Origin of the sequence: Thioclava sp. F36-7 (assembly GCF_002020075.1) — a bacterium.
GTDB lineage: Bacteria > Pseudomonadota > Alphaproteobacteria > Rhodobacterales > Rhodobacteraceae > Thioclava > Thioclava sediminum.
This window is the reverse complement of sequence record NZ_MPZR01000012.1, coordinates 76,819-91,945: the sequence shown is the minus strand read 5'-3', so window position 1 is coordinate 91,945 and position 15,127 is coordinate 76,819. Positions and strand designations below refer to the sequence as shown.

The following is a 15,127-nucleotide window of genomic DNA, read 5'->3' as shown; positions in this document are numbered from 1 at the left end:
ATCCTTCTCAAGCCCGCTTCGATTCACGCACGATGCGCTCGATGAGGGGGGTGAGGATCAGCTGCATGGCCAGATCCTGACGGTTGCCGGGAATGACGATAGAGTTCGCGCGGCTCATCCATGAGCCGTTGATCATCGAGGTGAGGTAGGGGAAATCGATGCCGCGCGGGTTCTTGAAGCGGATCACCACGAGGCTCTCATCCGCCGTCGGGATCCAGCGCGCCACGAACGGGTTCGAGGTGTCGACGACCGGCACGCGTTGGAAGTTGATATCCGTCTCGGTGAATTGCGGCGTGATGCAGTTCACGTAGGAATGCATGCGGCGCAGGATCACATCGGTGACCGCTTCCGTCGTGTAGCCCCGCGAGGCGCGGTCGCGGTGGATTTTCTGGATCCATTCGAGGTTGATCACCGGAACGACGCCGATCTTCAGATCCGCCAGCGCCGAGAGGTTCACCTCGTCATTGACCACGCAGCCGTGCAGACCTTCGTAGAAAAGCAGGTCGGACTCGTCTTCGAAATCGCTCCATTCGGTGAAGTGGCCGGGCGGCGTGCCCCATTTCTCGGCCTCGGTATCGTCATGGACGTAATGGCGGGTCTTGCCCTTGCCGGTCTCGCCATATTCGCGAAAGACGCGCTCCAACTCCTTGAGTTCATTGGCTTCATAGGAGAAGTGGGAAAAGCCCTGATCGCCCGCGTCATAGCGCTTTTGCAGCTCTTCCTTCATGTCGGCGCGGTTGTAGCGGTGGAAGGCGTCCCCCTCGATCGAGACCGCGGAAATCCCTTCGCGACGGAAGATCTGATCGAAGGTCGATTTCACCGTCGAGGTGCCTGCACCGGAGGAACCGACGACGGAAATGATGGGGTGTTTCTTGGACATGGATTAGCTCCGGAAGAGGCCGCGGGTGTTGAAGAGCGCGTGGGCTTCATCCTGCGGCAAGTCGTGATAGGCGGCGACGCGGGCGACCTTGCTGGCCGAGCCGAATACGAACGGCGTGCGGGCATGCAGCCGGTCGGGCGTCGCGGACATGATGGGATCGGCGCCGTCGGTGGCCTCGCCGCCGAGCTGCTCGATCAGCATCGCGATCGGTGCGCATTCATAGACGTGGCGCAGACGTCCGCGCTCGTAGCCGTCGCGGTCGTCGCCCGGATAGAGGAAGACGCCGCCGCGCGAGATGATGCGATGGGTTTCGGCCACCAGAGAGGCGATCCAGCGCATGTTGAAATTGCGCCCGCGCGGACCTTCGGCACCGGCGACGAGATCGTCGATGAAGGCACGGATCGGCTGCGGCCAGTGGCGATAGTTCGACGCGTTGATCGCGTATTCCGAGGTCTCGGAGGGCAGAGGCTTCGGATCGGCCACGCGGCGCCAGATGTCGCTGCCGGGCTCGAGAACCCATTGCTGCACACCCTTGCCGAAGGTCACGACCAGCGCGGTCTGCGGCCCGAAGATGATGTAGCCGCCCGCGATCTGCTCGTTGGCCGGGCGCAGGAAGCTTGCATCCATGTCCTCGGCGGCCTCGAAAATCGAGAAGATCGTGCCGATCGAGACATTCACGTCGATATTCGAGGATCCGTCGAGCGGATCGATGGCAAGCGCGAGCGTGCCCTCGCCGAAATCGACCACCTCGTCTTGTTCTTCCGAGGCGTAATGGCGGACCGCGCCACCGCGCAGCGCATCCATGAAGGCCTCATCCGCGATCACGTCGAGCGCTTTCTGACCGTCGCCACCGGCGTTGGTGCCTGCGGCCTCAGCCAGATTCCCCTCGAGCCCGTTGCGCGCAATCATGCGGGCAAGCTGGGCGCCGACGCTGGTCAGGCGGGTCATGGTGTCGGCAAGATCGGCAGAAATACCGAGGCCGTCGAAACTCACGGACATCTTCTTCTCCTCCAAAGTCGATGTTCTTGTGAGCCAGACCATTGCCCGGATCGAATTTTTATGAAATTTAAATAAAGGGAATGTGCGTTAAGGGAAATTGAAAATACATGCGGATGAACGCTGTAACGCTGAAGCAATTGCGCGCGCTTGATGCGGTGGCGCGGGGAGGGTCTCTGACCGCTGCCGGGGAGAGCCTGAACCTCACAACGCCTGCAATTCATACGCAAATTCGGGGTTTGGAAGATGCGGTCGGGATGAAATTGATCCAGCGCGCCGTCGACGGTGCGGGATCAGAACTGACCGAGGCCGGCAAAGCGCTGCGCGAAACCGCGCTGCGGATCGAGGACAACTTGTCGCAGGCCGAGGCGACGCTGAGCGCCATTGCGCGCGGGCAGGTGGGGCGGATCACGCTCGGCGTCGTCTCGACCGGCAAATATTTCGCGCCGCGGCTGGTGAAGATGCTGCAAGACGCCCATCCCGAGATCGAGGTCGCGTTGCGCGTGGGCAACCGCTCGGCCATCATCGAAGGGATCGAGCGCGGCAGTTTCGACATCGCCGTGATGGGCCGTCCGCCACGCCATCCACCCGTTGTGGCCGAACCGATCGGCCAGCATCCGCATGCGCTGGTCGCGCCGCCGGACCATCCGCTGATTTCCAAGGCCGACGATCTGGAGCAGCTTTTCGGCGAGACCTTCATCTCGCGCGAGGAAGGGTCGGGGACGCGCATCCTGATGTCGCGCTGGCTCGACCGGGTCGGCGACGGGCGGCTCTACGACACGCTGGAGATGGACAGCAACGAGACGATCAAGCAGGCGGTGATGGCGGGTCTCGGCATCGCGTTTCTCAGCCTGCACACGGTGACGGACGAGCTGGAGACCGGACGCCTGGCGCTGATCCCGGCGCCGGGATTGCCGCTGATGCGCCACTGGTTCCTCGTGCGCCGCGAGAGCGAACGCCCGCGCGAACTGGCGCTGCGCGTCTGGGATGAGATCGTCGAAATGAACGGAGCCTTCCTGCCGCATCCGATCCCGGATTGACGCCGGGGCCGCGCGCAGTACCTTTGCGCGGCAACAGGGAGGATAACATGGCTTATGCGATGGCAATCTCGCGCCCCGGCGGGCGCGACCAGTTCCACAAGATCGAGATCGAGGTGCCCAAACCGGGCCCCGGCGAAGTCACTTTAAGACATACCGCTATCGGTTTGAATTTCATCGATGTTTACTTCCGGACGGGGCTTTACCCGTGGCCGGTGGAGAGCGATCTGATCACCGGCGGCGAAGCGGCGGGCATCATCGAGGCGGTTGGCGACGGCGTCGATCTGCAGGTCGGACAACGCGTGGCCTATACACAGCCCAACGGCGCTTATGCGAGCCACCGGGTGATGGCTGCGAAGAACGTCGTGCCGATCCCGGACGATATCTCCGATGAGGTCGCGGCGGCGGTGATGCTCAAAGGTCTGACCGTGCATTACCTGATCCATCACTCATATCCCGTAAAGTCTGGCGACACCGTGCTTTTCCATGCGGCGGCCGGTGGCGTCGGCTCGATCGCGGGACAATGGCTGAAGGCCAAGGGCGTGCGCGCGATCGGCACGGCTGGCGGGCCTGAGAAATGCGCGCGGGCGCTCGAGCACGGCTATGACGCGGTGATCGATTACCGGTCCGAGGATTTCGGCGCGGAGGTCAAACGGCTCACCGATGGCGCGGGCGTTGCGGCGGTCTATGACTCGGTCGGCGCGGATACGGTGATGACGTCGCTCGATGTGCTCAAGCGGTTCGGCACGCTGGTGTGCTTCGGGCAAAGCTCGGGTCCGGCGGATCAGTTCAAGATCAACGATCTGGCGCGCAACTCGCTGTTCCTGACGCGTCCGACCTTGTTCCAGCACACGGATCAACCGGGCTGGTTGCGCAACTCCGCTGCAGAACTTTTTGAGATGATTGGGAAAGGCGAGATCAAGATCGACGTGCCACAGACGTTTTCTTTGGAAGATGTCGCCGCTGCCCATGAGGCGCTAGAGGCCCGTAAAACGGTCGGGAGCACGGTTTTGACCCCATAATGGGCGTCAAACTGCACTAATAATTTACATAATACCGATTATCGGTATTCATCTAGTATGAAAACGGGGGGCGATTTCAGCCCCCCGACTTTGTTTCTCGACCGGATTTGCCGTCTGACGGGATCAGGTGATGACGTCGGGTTTCTCGCGCCCCGTGCGTTCGCGGATGCCCACCAGCGCCTCTGTCGCCCGGATGATCGGCGAAAGCGCCTCTTGCGGATCATGGTCTAGCCCATCCGGTCCCGGCGCATAGCGCTCGAGATACACGCGCAGCGTCGCGCCCTCGGTGCCCGTGCCCGACAGCCGCAGCACGACGCGCGAGCCGCCTTCGAACAGAATACGGAAGCCCTGACCTTCCGCGATGGAGCCATCGACCGGGTCGGTATAGGAAAACTCGTCTGAGCTTTCGACGACAAGCCCTTCGACCTGCGTCCCTTTCAGCTCTCCAAGGCGGCTGCGCAGATCGTCCAGCATCGCCTCTGCCTGCTCGGTCGGCAGCGCCTCGTAATCGTGGCGCGAATAGTAATTGCGGCCGTAGCGCGCGAAATGATCGGCCATGATCTCGGCCACCGACATCTTGCGCACGGCTAGGATGTTGAGCCACATCAGCACTGCCCAGAGCCCGTCCTTCTCGCGCACATGGTCGGAGCCCGTGCCGAAACTTTCCTCGCCACAGAGCGACACGCGCCCCGCATCCATCAGATTGCCGAAGAACTTCCAGCCCGTCGGCGTCTCGTAGCAATCGAGGCCAAGCGCCTCGGCCACCCGATCCGCCGCCGCAGAGGTCGGCATCGAGCGCGCGACGCCCTTCAACCCGTCCTTGTAGCCCGGCACGAGATGCGCATTTGCGGCCAGCACAGCGAGGCTGTCCGACGGCGAGACATAGGTGCCCGCGCCCAGGATCATGTTCCGGTCGCCATCGCCATCCGAGGCCGCGCCGAAATCCGGGGCATTTTCGCCCATCATCTCGTCCATCAGCTCATGCGCCCAGGTCGGGTTCGGATCGGGATGCATGCCGCCGAAATCCGGCAGCGGCGTGCCATGCGTGACGGTCCCTGCGGGTGCGCCAAGGCGGTTCTCGAAGATCTCAACCGCGTAAGGTCCGGTGATGGCGCACATCGAGTCCATCCGCATCCGGAAGCCCGCTTTAAAGACGTCCCGCAACGCGTTGAAATCAAATATCGTTTCCATCAGGTCGGCATAGGCGGTAACCGGGTCGACGACTTCGACGGTCATCTCTCCGAGCGGCGTCTCGCCGAGGCTGTCCAGATCGGGATCTGCTGCATCCAGCAGATGATATTCGCTGAGCTCCTGCGTGCGCTTGTGGATCGCCGAGGTGATCGATTCCGGCGCGGGGCCACCATTTGCAGAGTTGTATTTGACGCCGAAATCTTCCTCCGGGCCGCCCGGATTGTGGCTGGCCGAGAGGATGATCCCGCCATCCGCCTGGCGCTGCCGGATCAGGTTCGACGCGGCGGGCGTGGACAGCCACGCACCCTGCCCCACGATCACCCGCGCGGCCCCGTTGGCGGCGGCCATTTTCAGGATCGTGCTTGCCGCTTCCCGTCCGAAATAACGCCCGTCACCGCCAAGAACCAAGGTCTTGCCGCGCAGGCCGCCGATTGCGTCGAAGGTCGATTGCACGAAATTCTCGAGGTAGCTTGGCTGCATGAAAACGCGGGTTTTCTTGCGCAGCCCCGAGGTGCCGGGTTTCTGGCCGTCAATGGGCTGGGTCGCGTGGCGGGTCATGATTTCTCCTGCACTGTGGCGCGGGTAAAGACTTGAACGGATTGTGCGGCAAGGCAAGCCTCGGGGGCGTCGATTTGTTCCGCTTCTCGTCCGGGCAAGGCGGAATCGAGCGCGCGAGTCCAGCGGCCCGGCGGCAATTTCACATCGCACGCGGGCCCTGCGTTGAGGATCACGTAGACCGCCTCGCTGCCGGCCTCGCCGGCCGTTCCTTCGGCAGCGCCGCGGATTTCGACGCCGATGCAGCGCAGTTCGGGATCGTTCCAATCATGCGGCTCGGGTTCCTCGCCAGAGGCAAGCCGCCAGATCAGATCGCGCATCCCGTCCTGCTTGCGGATCAGCGAGTGCAGATAGCGGTTTTGTCGCAGGACGCGGTGATCTTTTCGTATCTGGATCAGATGCTTGACGAAGGTTTTTAAAGTATCGTCGGGCGCGCTCCAGTCGATCCAGCCGATCTCGTTATCCTGCGCATAGGCGTTGTTATTGCCGCCCTGCGAATTGCCGATTTCGTCACCGGCCAGCAGCATTGGCACGCCCTGGCTCATCATCAGCGTCGCAAGCAGCGCGCGTTTGCGCAGGGCCTGCGCCTCGACGCTCTCCAGCGCTTCCGAGAAATTCGCATCATGGCCGTCTCGGTTTTCCTCGCCATTCGCGAGGTTCTGTTTTTCGCCATAGGAAACAAGATCTTGCAGCGTGAAGCCGTCATGGGCGGTGATGAAATTCACCGAGGCCGTCGCGGGCCGCCCCATCTGGTCGAAGATTTCCGCCGAGCCTGCCACGCGCCGCGCCAGATCGCCCGCCATGCCCCGGTCGCCGCGCCAGAACCGGCGCGCATCGTCTCGGAAACGGTCGTTCCATTCGGTGAACGGATGCGGGAAGCCACCCAGGTAATAGCCGCCCGGACCGATATCCCAGGGCTCCGCGATCAATTTCACCCCTCGCAGCACCGGATCTTGCTCAATCGCGGTGAGAAATTGCGCATGCGCTTCGACGGCACCCGAGGTGCCGCGCGCCAGCGTCGCGGCCAGATCGAAGCGGAAGCCATCGACGCCCATCTCCTCGACCCAATGGCGCAGGCAATCCATCACCAGCCGTAGACAGAGCGGGTTCGACAGGTCCAGCGTATTGCCGGTTCCGGTCTCGTCGATATAGGCGCCCTCGGGCGTCAGGCGGTAATAGCTCGCATTGTCGATCCCGCGCAGGCTGAGCATCGGCCCGATCGCGTTGCCCTCGCCCGTGTGGTTATAGACGACGTCGAGGATCACCTCGATCCCGGCACCATGAAAGCGCCGCACCATCTCGCGAAATTCACCGCGCGGATCGGCACCGGAATAGCGCGGCTCCGGCGCGAAATTGGCGATGGGCTGGTAACCCCAGTAGTTGCTCAAGCCCTTCTCGACGAGGAAGCGATCATCGAGATAGGCACAGCTCGGCAGCAGCTCGATCGCGGTGATCCCGAGATCGGTGAGATGCGAGAGGATCGGATCGGAGGCGAGCCCCGCCCAAGTGCCGCGCAAGGCTCCGGGCACCTCCGGATGGGTCATCGTCAGCCCCTTGGGATTGGCCTCGTAGATCACCGTCTCCGACCAGCTATGCTGCGGCCGATCCCAATCGGGCCGCGCGATCTCGGCCACGACGGATTTCGGCGTGACGCTTGCGCTGTTGCGCCGGTCGGGTTTGGATTTCCCATATTGCATAGGGGCTTGCCAGCTGATCTTCGAGTCGATCTCGCGCGCATAGGGGTCGATCAGAAGCTTCGCCGGGTTGAACCGATGCCCCGCCTCGGGCGCCCAGGGCCCATGCACCCGGTAGCCGTAGCGCGCCCCCGGCTTAAGACCCGCGACGAAGCCGTGCCAGGTCGGTCCGCTGCGCCCCGGCAGGTCGATCCGCTGCTCGCCAGACTTGGTAAACAGGCAAAGCTCCACCCGCTCGGCATGAGCCGAGGCCAGCGCGAAGTTCACGCCGCCCTCGCAGGGCGTGGCGCCCAGCGGGTCCGCTTTGCCGGGAGTGATCTTCATCGGGCGAGAAGCGCGTCGTAAAGCGCGGCGTAGCGTGCGGCCGAACCGTCCCAGCCCCAGTCGGTCTTCATTGCCCGGCGCTGCATCGCGGCCCAGCCCTTGCGATCGGCATAGAGCGCGATCAGCTTCATCAGCGCCTGCCGCAACGCGAGATCGTCGACAGGATGGAAGACGATCCCGGTCGATGCGCCTGCAGCCTCGGTCGCGGGCGTCGCGCCCACCACCGTATCGGCGAGACCACCGACGGCGGAGACCACCGGCAGGCACCCATAGCGCAGCCCGTAGAGCTGGGTCAGGCCACAGGGCTCGAAGCGCGAGGGCACCAGCACCGCATCGCCACCTGCATACATCCGATGGCTCAGCGCCTCGTCATAGCCGATCTTCACGCCGACCCGGTCGGGGTGACGCGCGGCAAGGTCGCGCATCGCATCTTCCGCCCAGCCATCGCCCGATCCCAGCACCGCGAGACCACCGCCCGCCTCCAGATAGGGCCCGAGCGCCGGAGCGAGCAAATCGATCCCCTTCTGCGGCGTCAGGCGCGAGATCAGGATCGCAAGCGGTCCCGGCACATCGAGATCAAATTCGGCCTCCAAGGCTTTGCGGTTCTTCGATTTTCCGCCGGATTTCGCCGCAGAGAAAGACGTTACTTCCGGATCGGTCTCGGGGTTCCAGACATCCAGATCGATGCCGTTGAGAATACCGTGCAGATCGCCCGCGCGCGCCTGAATGACACCTTCCAGCCCCATGCCGAACTCGCCGCGCATCAGCTCTTCTGCGTAGCGCGGGCTGACCGTGGTGATCGCGCTCGCCGCAACCAGCCCGGCTTTCAGCGTCGAGATGTCGCCCCAGAATTCCACTCCCTCGCGGGTGAAATCCCAGGTCTGCAGCCCGAGCGCCGCCAGCTTGTCGCGGCCGAACCGGCCCTGAAATGCGATATTGTGGATGGTCATCACGGTCGGGATGCCGGTGCCGCGCAGATACCATGGCACGAGCCCGGTCTGCCAATCGTGGCAATGCACCAGATCGGGCTGCCATTTGCCCGCGCCCTCGCGCGCGATCTCGGCGGCGACGAAACTGAGGGCGGCGAAGCGTTCGGCATTGTCGGGGTAGTCGCGCCCGTCTTGCGAATACGGCCCCCCGTCCCGGTCGAACAGATGGTCGGCCTGCAGCGCCAGCACCTCCATGCCGCCCGCCTTGCCCAGCACCAGACGCGCCGGGCCGCCATAGAGGCTCTCGCTTTCCCATACCGGTTTCGGTGATTTCAGCTTTTTCAGAATCCCGCGATAGGCCGGGATCATCACCCGCATCTCCCAGCCCTGCCCTTTGAGCGCGGCGGGCAATGCGCCCGCCACATCGGCCAGACCGCCCGTCTTGATCAGCGGAACCGCTTCTGACGCAACCGAGAGCACGCGTTTCATATCTTCGCTCTTTCCAAATATCCCGGGGCGCGGGGCAGCGCCCCGCTCTCTGCCCCCGTTAGTCCAATGCCGCCGCGCGTTTGTCGAGCATCGTCTGCGTGATCAGCACGACGCCGCCTTCCGACCGGCGGAACCACTTCTCGTCCTCCTCCGGGTCTTCGCCCACAACGAGCCCTTCGGGAATATGCACGCCGCGGTCGATCACGCATTGGCTCAGCCGCGCATGGCGTCCGATATCGACGTAAGGCAGCACGACGGCCTCCTCCAGGCTCGCGAAACTATGCGCGCGCACGCCGGTATAGAGCAGCGAATTGCGCACCTCCGCGCCCGAGACGATGCAGTCGCCCGAGACCAGCGAGGAGATTGCCGAGCCGCGTCTGCCATCCTCGTCATGGATGAATTTCGCGGGCGGCACGATCTCGGCATAGGTCCAGATCGGCCATTCGGTGTCGTAGAGGTCCAGCTTTGGTGTGAAATCGGTCAGGTCGATATTGGCCTGCCAGAAGGCATCCACCGTGCCCACATCGCGCCAGTAAGGTTCGGTCTCGAGCCCCGTCGTCACGCAGCTATCCGAGAACTTATGCGCCATCGCCTTGCCGTGTTTGACGATCTGCGGGATCAGGTCATGGCCGAAATCATGGCTCGAATTCGGGTCTTCCATGTCGCGGATCAGAAGCTCGCGCAGGAATTGCCAGTCGAAGACATAGATCCCCATCGAGGCCAGCGCGTGCTCGGGGTCGCTGGGCATCCCGGGCGGGTCTGCGGGCTTTTCGAGGAAATCGGTGATCTGTCCGGTCTTGTCGATGGCCATCACGCCAAAGGCGGTCGCCTCCATCCGCGGCACGGTCAGACAGCCGATCGTGACATCGGCCTTGGTGTCGACATGCTGGCGCAGCATCACCTCGTAATCCATCTTGTAGATGTGGTCGCCGGCGAGGATGATAACGTATTTCACGCCGTAATCTTCAATGATATCAATATTCTGCGCCACCGCGTCGGCGGTGCCTGCATACCAGCGGCTATCGGCCACGCGTTGGCTCGCGGGCAGGATGTCGAGATATTCGTTCCGTTCCGCGCGGAAGAAATCCCAGCCGCGCTGGATGTGGCGGATCAGCGAATGCGCCTTGTATTGCGTTGCGATCGCCATCTTGCGGATGCCGGAATTGAGCGCGTTCGACAGGGCGAAGTCGATGATCCGGGTCTTGCCGCCGAAATAGACGGCGGGTTTCGCGCGCCGGTCGGTCAATTCCTTCAGGCGGCTGCCGCGGCCGCCTGCCAGCACGAAGGCCATGGCCTGCGCGCTCAGGCGCGTGTTGGGCTGTGGTTTCATATTCCTCCCCCTCCTCTGGGCACCGCTTACGCGGGCGTGAACATCACGACTGACAGCGGCGGCAGATACACTTCCGCGCTATGGGCGCAGCGGCCCTGCGCGTGATCTTCGGCGCGGATCGCACCGAGATTGCCGCGGTTCTCGCCGCCGTAGAAACCGGAATCCGTGTTGAGTATCTCGCACCACTCGCCGTCCAGTGGCAGGCCGATGCGGTAGCTGTGTTCGACCGGGGTCAGGTTCGCGACCACCACGACCGGATCGGCCCCGGGCGCGCGGCGCTCGAAGATGAAGACAGAGGCCTCGGAATCGTCGGCGGCGATCCATTCGAACCCGTCCGGCTCGCAATCGCCCCAATGCAGCGCGGGCGTCTCGCGATAGAGGCGGTTGAGGTCGCGCACCAGCGCGCGCAGCCCGTCGTGGCGCGGATCGTCGAGCAGATACCAGTCGAGCTCGCGCTCGTGGCTCCATTCCGACCACTGGCCGAATTCCTGCCCCATGAAGAGAAGCTTCTTGCCCGGATGCGCCCATTGGAACGCGTAGAAAGCGCGCAGATTGGCGTATTTCTCGGGGTCGTTGCCGGGCATTTTACCCAGCATCGAGCCCTTGCCGTGCACCACCTCGTCATGGCTGATCGGCAGGATGAAATTCTCGCTGTAAATGTACGAGCTCGCGAAGGTCAGCTCGTTGTGGTGGAACTTGCGATAGAGCGGATCGCGCGCGAAATAGCGCAAGCTGTCATTCATCCAGCCCATGTTCCACTTGTAGCCGAAACCCAACCCGTCCTCATGCACGGGGCGCGTGACACCGGGATAGGCGGTGCTTTCCTCCGCCACCGTCATGATGCCTTCCGCGCCGCCATAAGAGGCCGCGTTCATGTTCTGCAGGAACTCGATCGCCTCGAGGTTCTCGCGCCCGCCATATTTGTTGGGCACCCATTCGCCGGCCGCGCGCGAGTAGTCGCGGTAGAGCATAGAGGCAACCGCATCCACGCGCAGCCCGTCGAGGTGATATTCCTCCAGCCAGAACAGCGCATTGGCCAGCAGGTAGTTGGACACTTCCCGTCGCCCGTAATTGTAGATCAGCGTGTTCCAGTCCTGATGGAAGCCCTCTTTCGGGTCGGCATGCTCATAAAGCGCCGTGCCGTCGAAATGTCGCAGCCCGTGATCGTCGGTCGGGAAATGCCCGGGCACCCAGTCGAGGATCACGCCGAGGCCCCGCCGGTGCGCCGCATCCACGAATTCCGCGAATTCCTCGGGGCGGCCGTGACGGATCGTCGGCGCGTAAAGCCCGATCGGCTGATAGCCCCAGGAGCCGTCGAACGGGTGTTCGGTGATCGGCAACAGCTCGATATGGGTGAAGCCCATGTCGCAGACGTAATCGACCAGTTTCTCGGCCAGTTCGTGATAGGAGAGCGGTCTGCCCCCCTCGTCCCAGATCCGCATCCAACTCCCGAGATGCACCTCGTAGACCGAGATCGGCGCGTGGCGTTCCTGCGCCTCGGCGCGGGTCTGACACCACGCACTGTCGCCAAAGCGATGCCGCCCGAGTTTGCGCACGACCGAGGCCTGCGCGGGCGGATGCTCTGCACCGAAGCCGACCGGGTCGGCCTTCAGCGGCAGCACCGTCCCCTCCGCGTCGAGCAGCTCGTACTTGTAGAGCGCGCCTGCATGGATGCCGGGAACGAAAATCTCCCACACGCCGGACACGCCGATCCGGCGCATCTGGTGGCGACGACCGTCCCAGAAGTTGAAATCGCCCACGACCGAGACGCGGCGCGCATTGGGCGCCCAGACCGCGAAATGCACGCCTTCGACGTCCTGATGGGTGATCACATGGGCGCCGAGCTTCTCCCAGAGCCGCGTATGCGTCCCCTCCCCGATCAGGTATTCGTCGATCGCGCCGAGCACCGGCGCGAAGCCGTAAGGGTCGTCGAAATCCCATGTCGTCTGATCGTGCCGCGCGCGCAGACGGTAGGTTTCCTCGGTCCATTTGCCGATGAAGATCCCCGGCACGACGGGCTCCAGCGCGACCTCTGTCTTGCCAAGCGCCCAGACCTCTTCTGCGCCGGGCACAAGCGCCACGATTTCCCCGTCATGCAGCCCCAGCACGGAAAACGGATCGGGATGTTGCGCGTGGATAAGCGCTTCGGCCTCGTCGCGGGAAAGTGTCATAGCGCTCCTTGGTTCACAGGGCCGATTGCGTGGTCCAGATCTCGTCCATGTAGCCCTTGATCGCCCGGTCGGAGGAGAAGAACCCCATCCGCGCGGTGTTCAAAACAGCCATCTTCGCCCAGCCTGCGCGATCGGCGAAGGCTGTGTCCACCTCTTTCTGGGCGCTCCGGTAGGCCTCGAAATCGGAAGCGACGAGGAAATAATCGCTATGCCACATATTGTGAACAAGATCGTGATAGCGTTCTGGTTCCTCGGGAGAAAACCGTCCCTCGGCGATCATCTGCAGCACGTCCTGCAAAGGCTGGCTTGCAAGGATGGCGTGGCGCGCATGTTCGGGATCGCGGCGCCGCTCCATCACCTCATCGGCGGTCATGCCGAAGAGGAAGAAGTTCTCCGCGCCAACTTGTTCACGAATTTCCACATTCGCGCCATCGAGCGTGCCGATCGTCAGCGCGCCGTTCAGTGCGAATTTCATGTTGCCGGTGCCGGAGGCCTCCTTGCCCGCGGTCGAGATCTGTTCTGACAGGTCCGCCGCCGGGATCAGCCGCTCGGCCATGGAGACGTTGTAATTGGGCGGATAGACGATCTTGAGACGTCCATCGACGTAGGGGTCGTTATTGACCACCTCGGCCACGTCATTGATCAGCCGGATGATCTGCTTGGCCGTGTGATAGCCCGGCGCCGCCTTGCCGCCGAAGATCTTCACGCGCGGCTGGAACTCGGCCTGCGGGTTCTCGCGGATCGCGTGCCATTCGGCGATGGTCTGCAGGATGTTGAGGAGCTGGCGCTTGTATTCGTGGATGCGCTTGACCTGAATGTCGAAGATCGCATCGGGGTCGAGGGTGATCCCTTGGGTGTCACGCACCCAATCCGCCAGATGCACCTTGTTGCGCCGTTTCGCGGCCATGAAGGCGTCGCGGAAGCTCGCATCCTCGGCATAGGGCTCCAGTGCGCGCAGCTTGTCGAGATCGGCCTCCCATCCATCGCCGATCGTATCGATGATCAGATGCGACAGTTCGCCATTGGCCATGCGCAGCCAGCGGCGCGGCGTGATCCCGTTGGTCTGGTTGATGATGCGCCCCGGATGCAGCCGGTCCAATTCGGGAAACAGGTTGCGCTTGATCAGCTCGGTATGGAGCGCAGAGACCCCGTTCACCTTATGCGAGGTGATGAAGGCCAGCTCTCCCATCCGCACCTCCTGATGCTTCACGATGCCGACGTAATGCGCGCGTTTGGGGAATTTGCGGCGGTGCCAGCTGTCGATCTTCTCGATGATCTGCATATGGCGCGGCAGCACGGTGCCCATCAGATAGGTCGCCCAACGCTCCAGCGCCTCGGGCAGCAGGGTGTGGTTGGTGTAGCCCAGACATTGCATCGTGATGTCGAGCGCGGCGTCGAACTCCATGCCATGCAGATCGACCAGAATGCGGATCAGCTCCGGCCCCGCGATCGCCGGATGCGTGTCGTTCATCTGGATCGCGACGAAGTCCGGCAGTTCCTCGATCGTGTGCCCGGCGGCCAGATGGCGGCGCATGATGTCCTGCAGCGCGGCGGAGGTCAGGAAATACTCCTGCTTGAGGCGCAATTCCTTGCCCGCATAGGTCGTGTCATCGGGATAGAGCACACGGCTGAGCGTGCGCGCCAGCGCCTCGGGTTCGGCGGCGGCGGCGTAATCGCCGTGATTGAACCGCGCGAGGTCGAACTGCTCGGTGGGCTTGGCCGACCAGAGCCGCAGCGTGTTGGCCCATTTGCCCTCCCAGCCAATGATCGGCATGTCATAGGCCTCGGCCAGAACGGTCTCGCCCGGCACCCAATGCGGCTTGCCGTCCAGCGTTTCGACATGGCCCTTGAAGCCGATCTCATAGGCGGCTTCGGGACGCTCGAATTCCCACGGGTGGCGCTGCTTAAGCCAGTCCTCCGGCGTCTCGACCTGACGCCCGCCCTCGAAGCGCTGCTTGAAAAGACCGTGTTCATAGCGGATGCCGTAGCCATAGCCGGGGCAGCCCAGCGTCGCCATGCTCTCCATGTAGCACGCGGCCAACCGCCCTAGCCCACCGTTGCCGAGCGCCGCGTCGGGTTCGTTCTCGACCACAGCCTCCCAGTCCTGACCAAGCGCCTCCATCGCCTCGCGGCAGGTGGCGCGCAGACCGAGGTTGATCGCGGCATCCTCCAGCATCCGCCCGATCAAGAATTCCATCGAGAGGTAATAGACCCGCTTTCGCCCCTCTTCCCATGTCCGTCGAGTCGCCGCGAACCATGGCGCCACGACCCGGTCGCGGATCGCCAGAGACAGCGCCATGCGCCAGTCATAGACCGAGGCATGGTCGGGATCCTTGCCCATCGAAAAAGTGATGTGGTGCAGAATTTCTTCGCGAACTGTCTCGGCACTGGGCAATTGAGTGTCTTTCAAGGGGGAGGTCTCCGGAACGCGTCAGATAGCAATTGATTGATGTGCCGCCCCCTGCTCAAGGTCAAGCGAAGGCGCAGAAACGGCCTGAGCGGCGGTTGC

The 15,127-nt window shown here is 63.3% G+C and carries 10 protein-coding genes; 2 read left to right on the top strand and 8 right to left on the bottom strand.

Annotation, left to right across the window (positions count from 1 at the left end; all coding sequences use genetic code 11):
- Nucleotides 1–7: 7 nt before the first annotated feature.
- Nucleotides 8–880 (bottom strand): phosphoribulokinase, encoded by an 873-nt coding sequence (locus BMI89_RS18680; protein WP_078572337.1) that lies wholly within the window; start codon nt 878–880, stop codon nt 8–10.
- Between the two features lie 3 nt (nt 881–883).
- Nucleotides 884–1,879: a class 1 fructose-bisphosphatase gene (locus BMI89_RS18675; RefSeq protein ID WP_078572336.1), complete on the bottom strand. Its 996-nt coding sequence runs from the start codon at nt 1,877–1,879 to the stop codon at nt 884–886.
- A gap of 107 nt (nt 1,880–1,986) precedes the next feature.
- Here BMI89_RS18675 and BMI89_RS18670 point away from each other — a divergent pair, with 107 nt between their 5' ends.
- Entirely contained in the window at nt 1,987–2,916 is a 930-nt protein-coding gene (locus BMI89_RS18670; protein ID WP_078540940.1) for a LysR family regulator CbbR, read from the top strand.
- A 47-nt stretch (nt 2,917–2,963) separates the two neighbouring features.
- Nucleotides 2,964–3,935, top strand: coding sequence for a quinone oxidoreductase (locus tag BMI89_RS18665; RefSeq protein WP_078572335.1), 972 nt, complete (start codon nt 2,964–2,966; stop codon nt 3,933–3,935).
- Nucleotides 3,936–4,058: 123 nt separating this feature from the next.
- Here BMI89_RS18665 and BMI89_RS18660 read toward each other — a convergent pair whose 3' ends face one another.
- The 6 genes from BMI89_RS18660 to BMI89_RS18635 are packed head-to-tail and all read right to left on the bottom strand — an operon-like array spanning nt 4,059 to nt 15,028.
- On the bottom strand, nt 4,059–5,684 hold the full coding sequence (locus tag BMI89_RS18660; protein WP_078572334.1) for an alpha-D-glucose phosphate-specific phosphoglucomutase: 1,626 nt from the start codon (nt 5,682–5,684) through the stop codon (nt 4,059–4,061).
- Nucleotides 5,681–7,699: a glycogen debranching protein GlgX gene (glgX, locus tag BMI89_RS18655; RefSeq protein ID WP_078572333.1), complete on the bottom strand. Its 2,019-nt coding sequence runs from the start codon at nt 7,697–7,699 to the stop codon at nt 5,681–5,683. The genes BMI89_RS18660 and glgX overlap by 4 nt, the downstream gene beginning before the upstream one ends.
- The gene (gene glgA, locus BMI89_RS18650) at nt 7,696–9,117 is read right to left on the bottom strand and encodes a glycogen synthase GlgA (protein WP_078572332.1); all 1,422 of its coding nucleotides are present in this window, start codon (nt 9,115–9,117) and stop codon (nt 7,696–7,698) included. Before glgA ends, glgX begins: the two co-directional genes overlap by 4 nt.
- A gap of 58 nt (nt 9,118–9,175) precedes the next feature.
- On the bottom strand, nt 9,176–10,447 hold the full coding sequence (gene glgC / locus BMI89_RS18645) for a glucose-1-phosphate adenylyltransferase (protein ID WP_078572331.1): 1,272 nt from the start codon (nt 10,445–10,447) through the stop codon (nt 9,176–9,178).
- A gap of 26 nt (nt 10,448–10,473) precedes the next feature.
- The gene (gene glgB / locus BMI89_RS18640; protein ID WP_078572330.1) at nt 10,474–12,618 is read right to left on the bottom strand and encodes a 1,4-alpha-glucan branching protein GlgB; all 2,145 of its coding nucleotides are present in this window, start codon (nt 12,616–12,618) and stop codon (nt 10,474–10,476) included.
- A gap of 13 nt (nt 12,619–12,631) precedes the next feature.
- The gene (locus BMI89_RS18635) at nt 12,632–15,028 is read right to left on the bottom strand and encodes a glycogen/starch/alpha-glucan phosphorylase (protein WP_078572329.1); all 2,397 of its coding nucleotides are present in this window, start codon (nt 15,026–15,028) and stop codon (nt 12,632–12,634) included.
- Nucleotides 15,029–15,127: the final 99 nt, after the last annotated feature.

What these genes read in the sequence shown, in the direction of transcription:
- glgX (WP_078572333.1), bottom strand. Translation starts at nt 7,699, where the DNA reads ATGAAGATCACTCCCGGCAAAGCGGACCCGCTGGGCGCCACGCCCTGC.
- BMI89_RS18670 (WP_078540940.1), top strand. Translation starts at nt 1,987, where the DNA reads ATGCGGATGAACGCTGTAACGCTGAAGCAATTGCGCGCGCTTGATGCG.
- BMI89_RS18665 (WP_078572335.1), top strand. Translation starts at nt 2,964, where the DNA reads ATGGCTTATGCGATGGCAATCTCGCGCCCCGGCGGGCGCGACCAGTTC.
- glgC (WP_078572331.1), bottom strand. Translation starts at nt 10,447, where the DNA reads ATGAAACCACAGCCCAACACGCGCCTGAGCGCGCAGGCCATGGCCTTC.
- BMI89_RS18680 (WP_078572337.1), bottom strand. Translation starts at nt 880, where the DNA reads ATGTCCAAGAAACACCCCATCATTTCCGTCGTCGGTTCCTCCGGTGCA.
- BMI89_RS18660 (WP_078572334.1), bottom strand. Translation starts at nt 5,684, where the DNA reads ATGACCCGCCACGCGACCCAGCCCATTGACGGCCAGAAACCCGGCACC.
- BMI89_RS18675 (WP_078572336.1), bottom strand. Translation starts at nt 1,879, where the DNA reads ATGTCCGTGAGTTTCGACGGCCTCGGTATTTCTGCCGATCTTGCCGAC.
- glgA (WP_078572332.1), bottom strand. Translation starts at nt 9,117, where the DNA reads ATGAAACGCGTGCTCTCGGTTGCGTCAGAAGCGGTTCCGCTGATCAAG.
- glgB (WP_078572330.1), bottom strand. Translation starts at nt 12,618, where the DNA reads ATGACACTTTCCCGCGACGAGGCCGAAGCGCTTATCCACGCGCAACAT.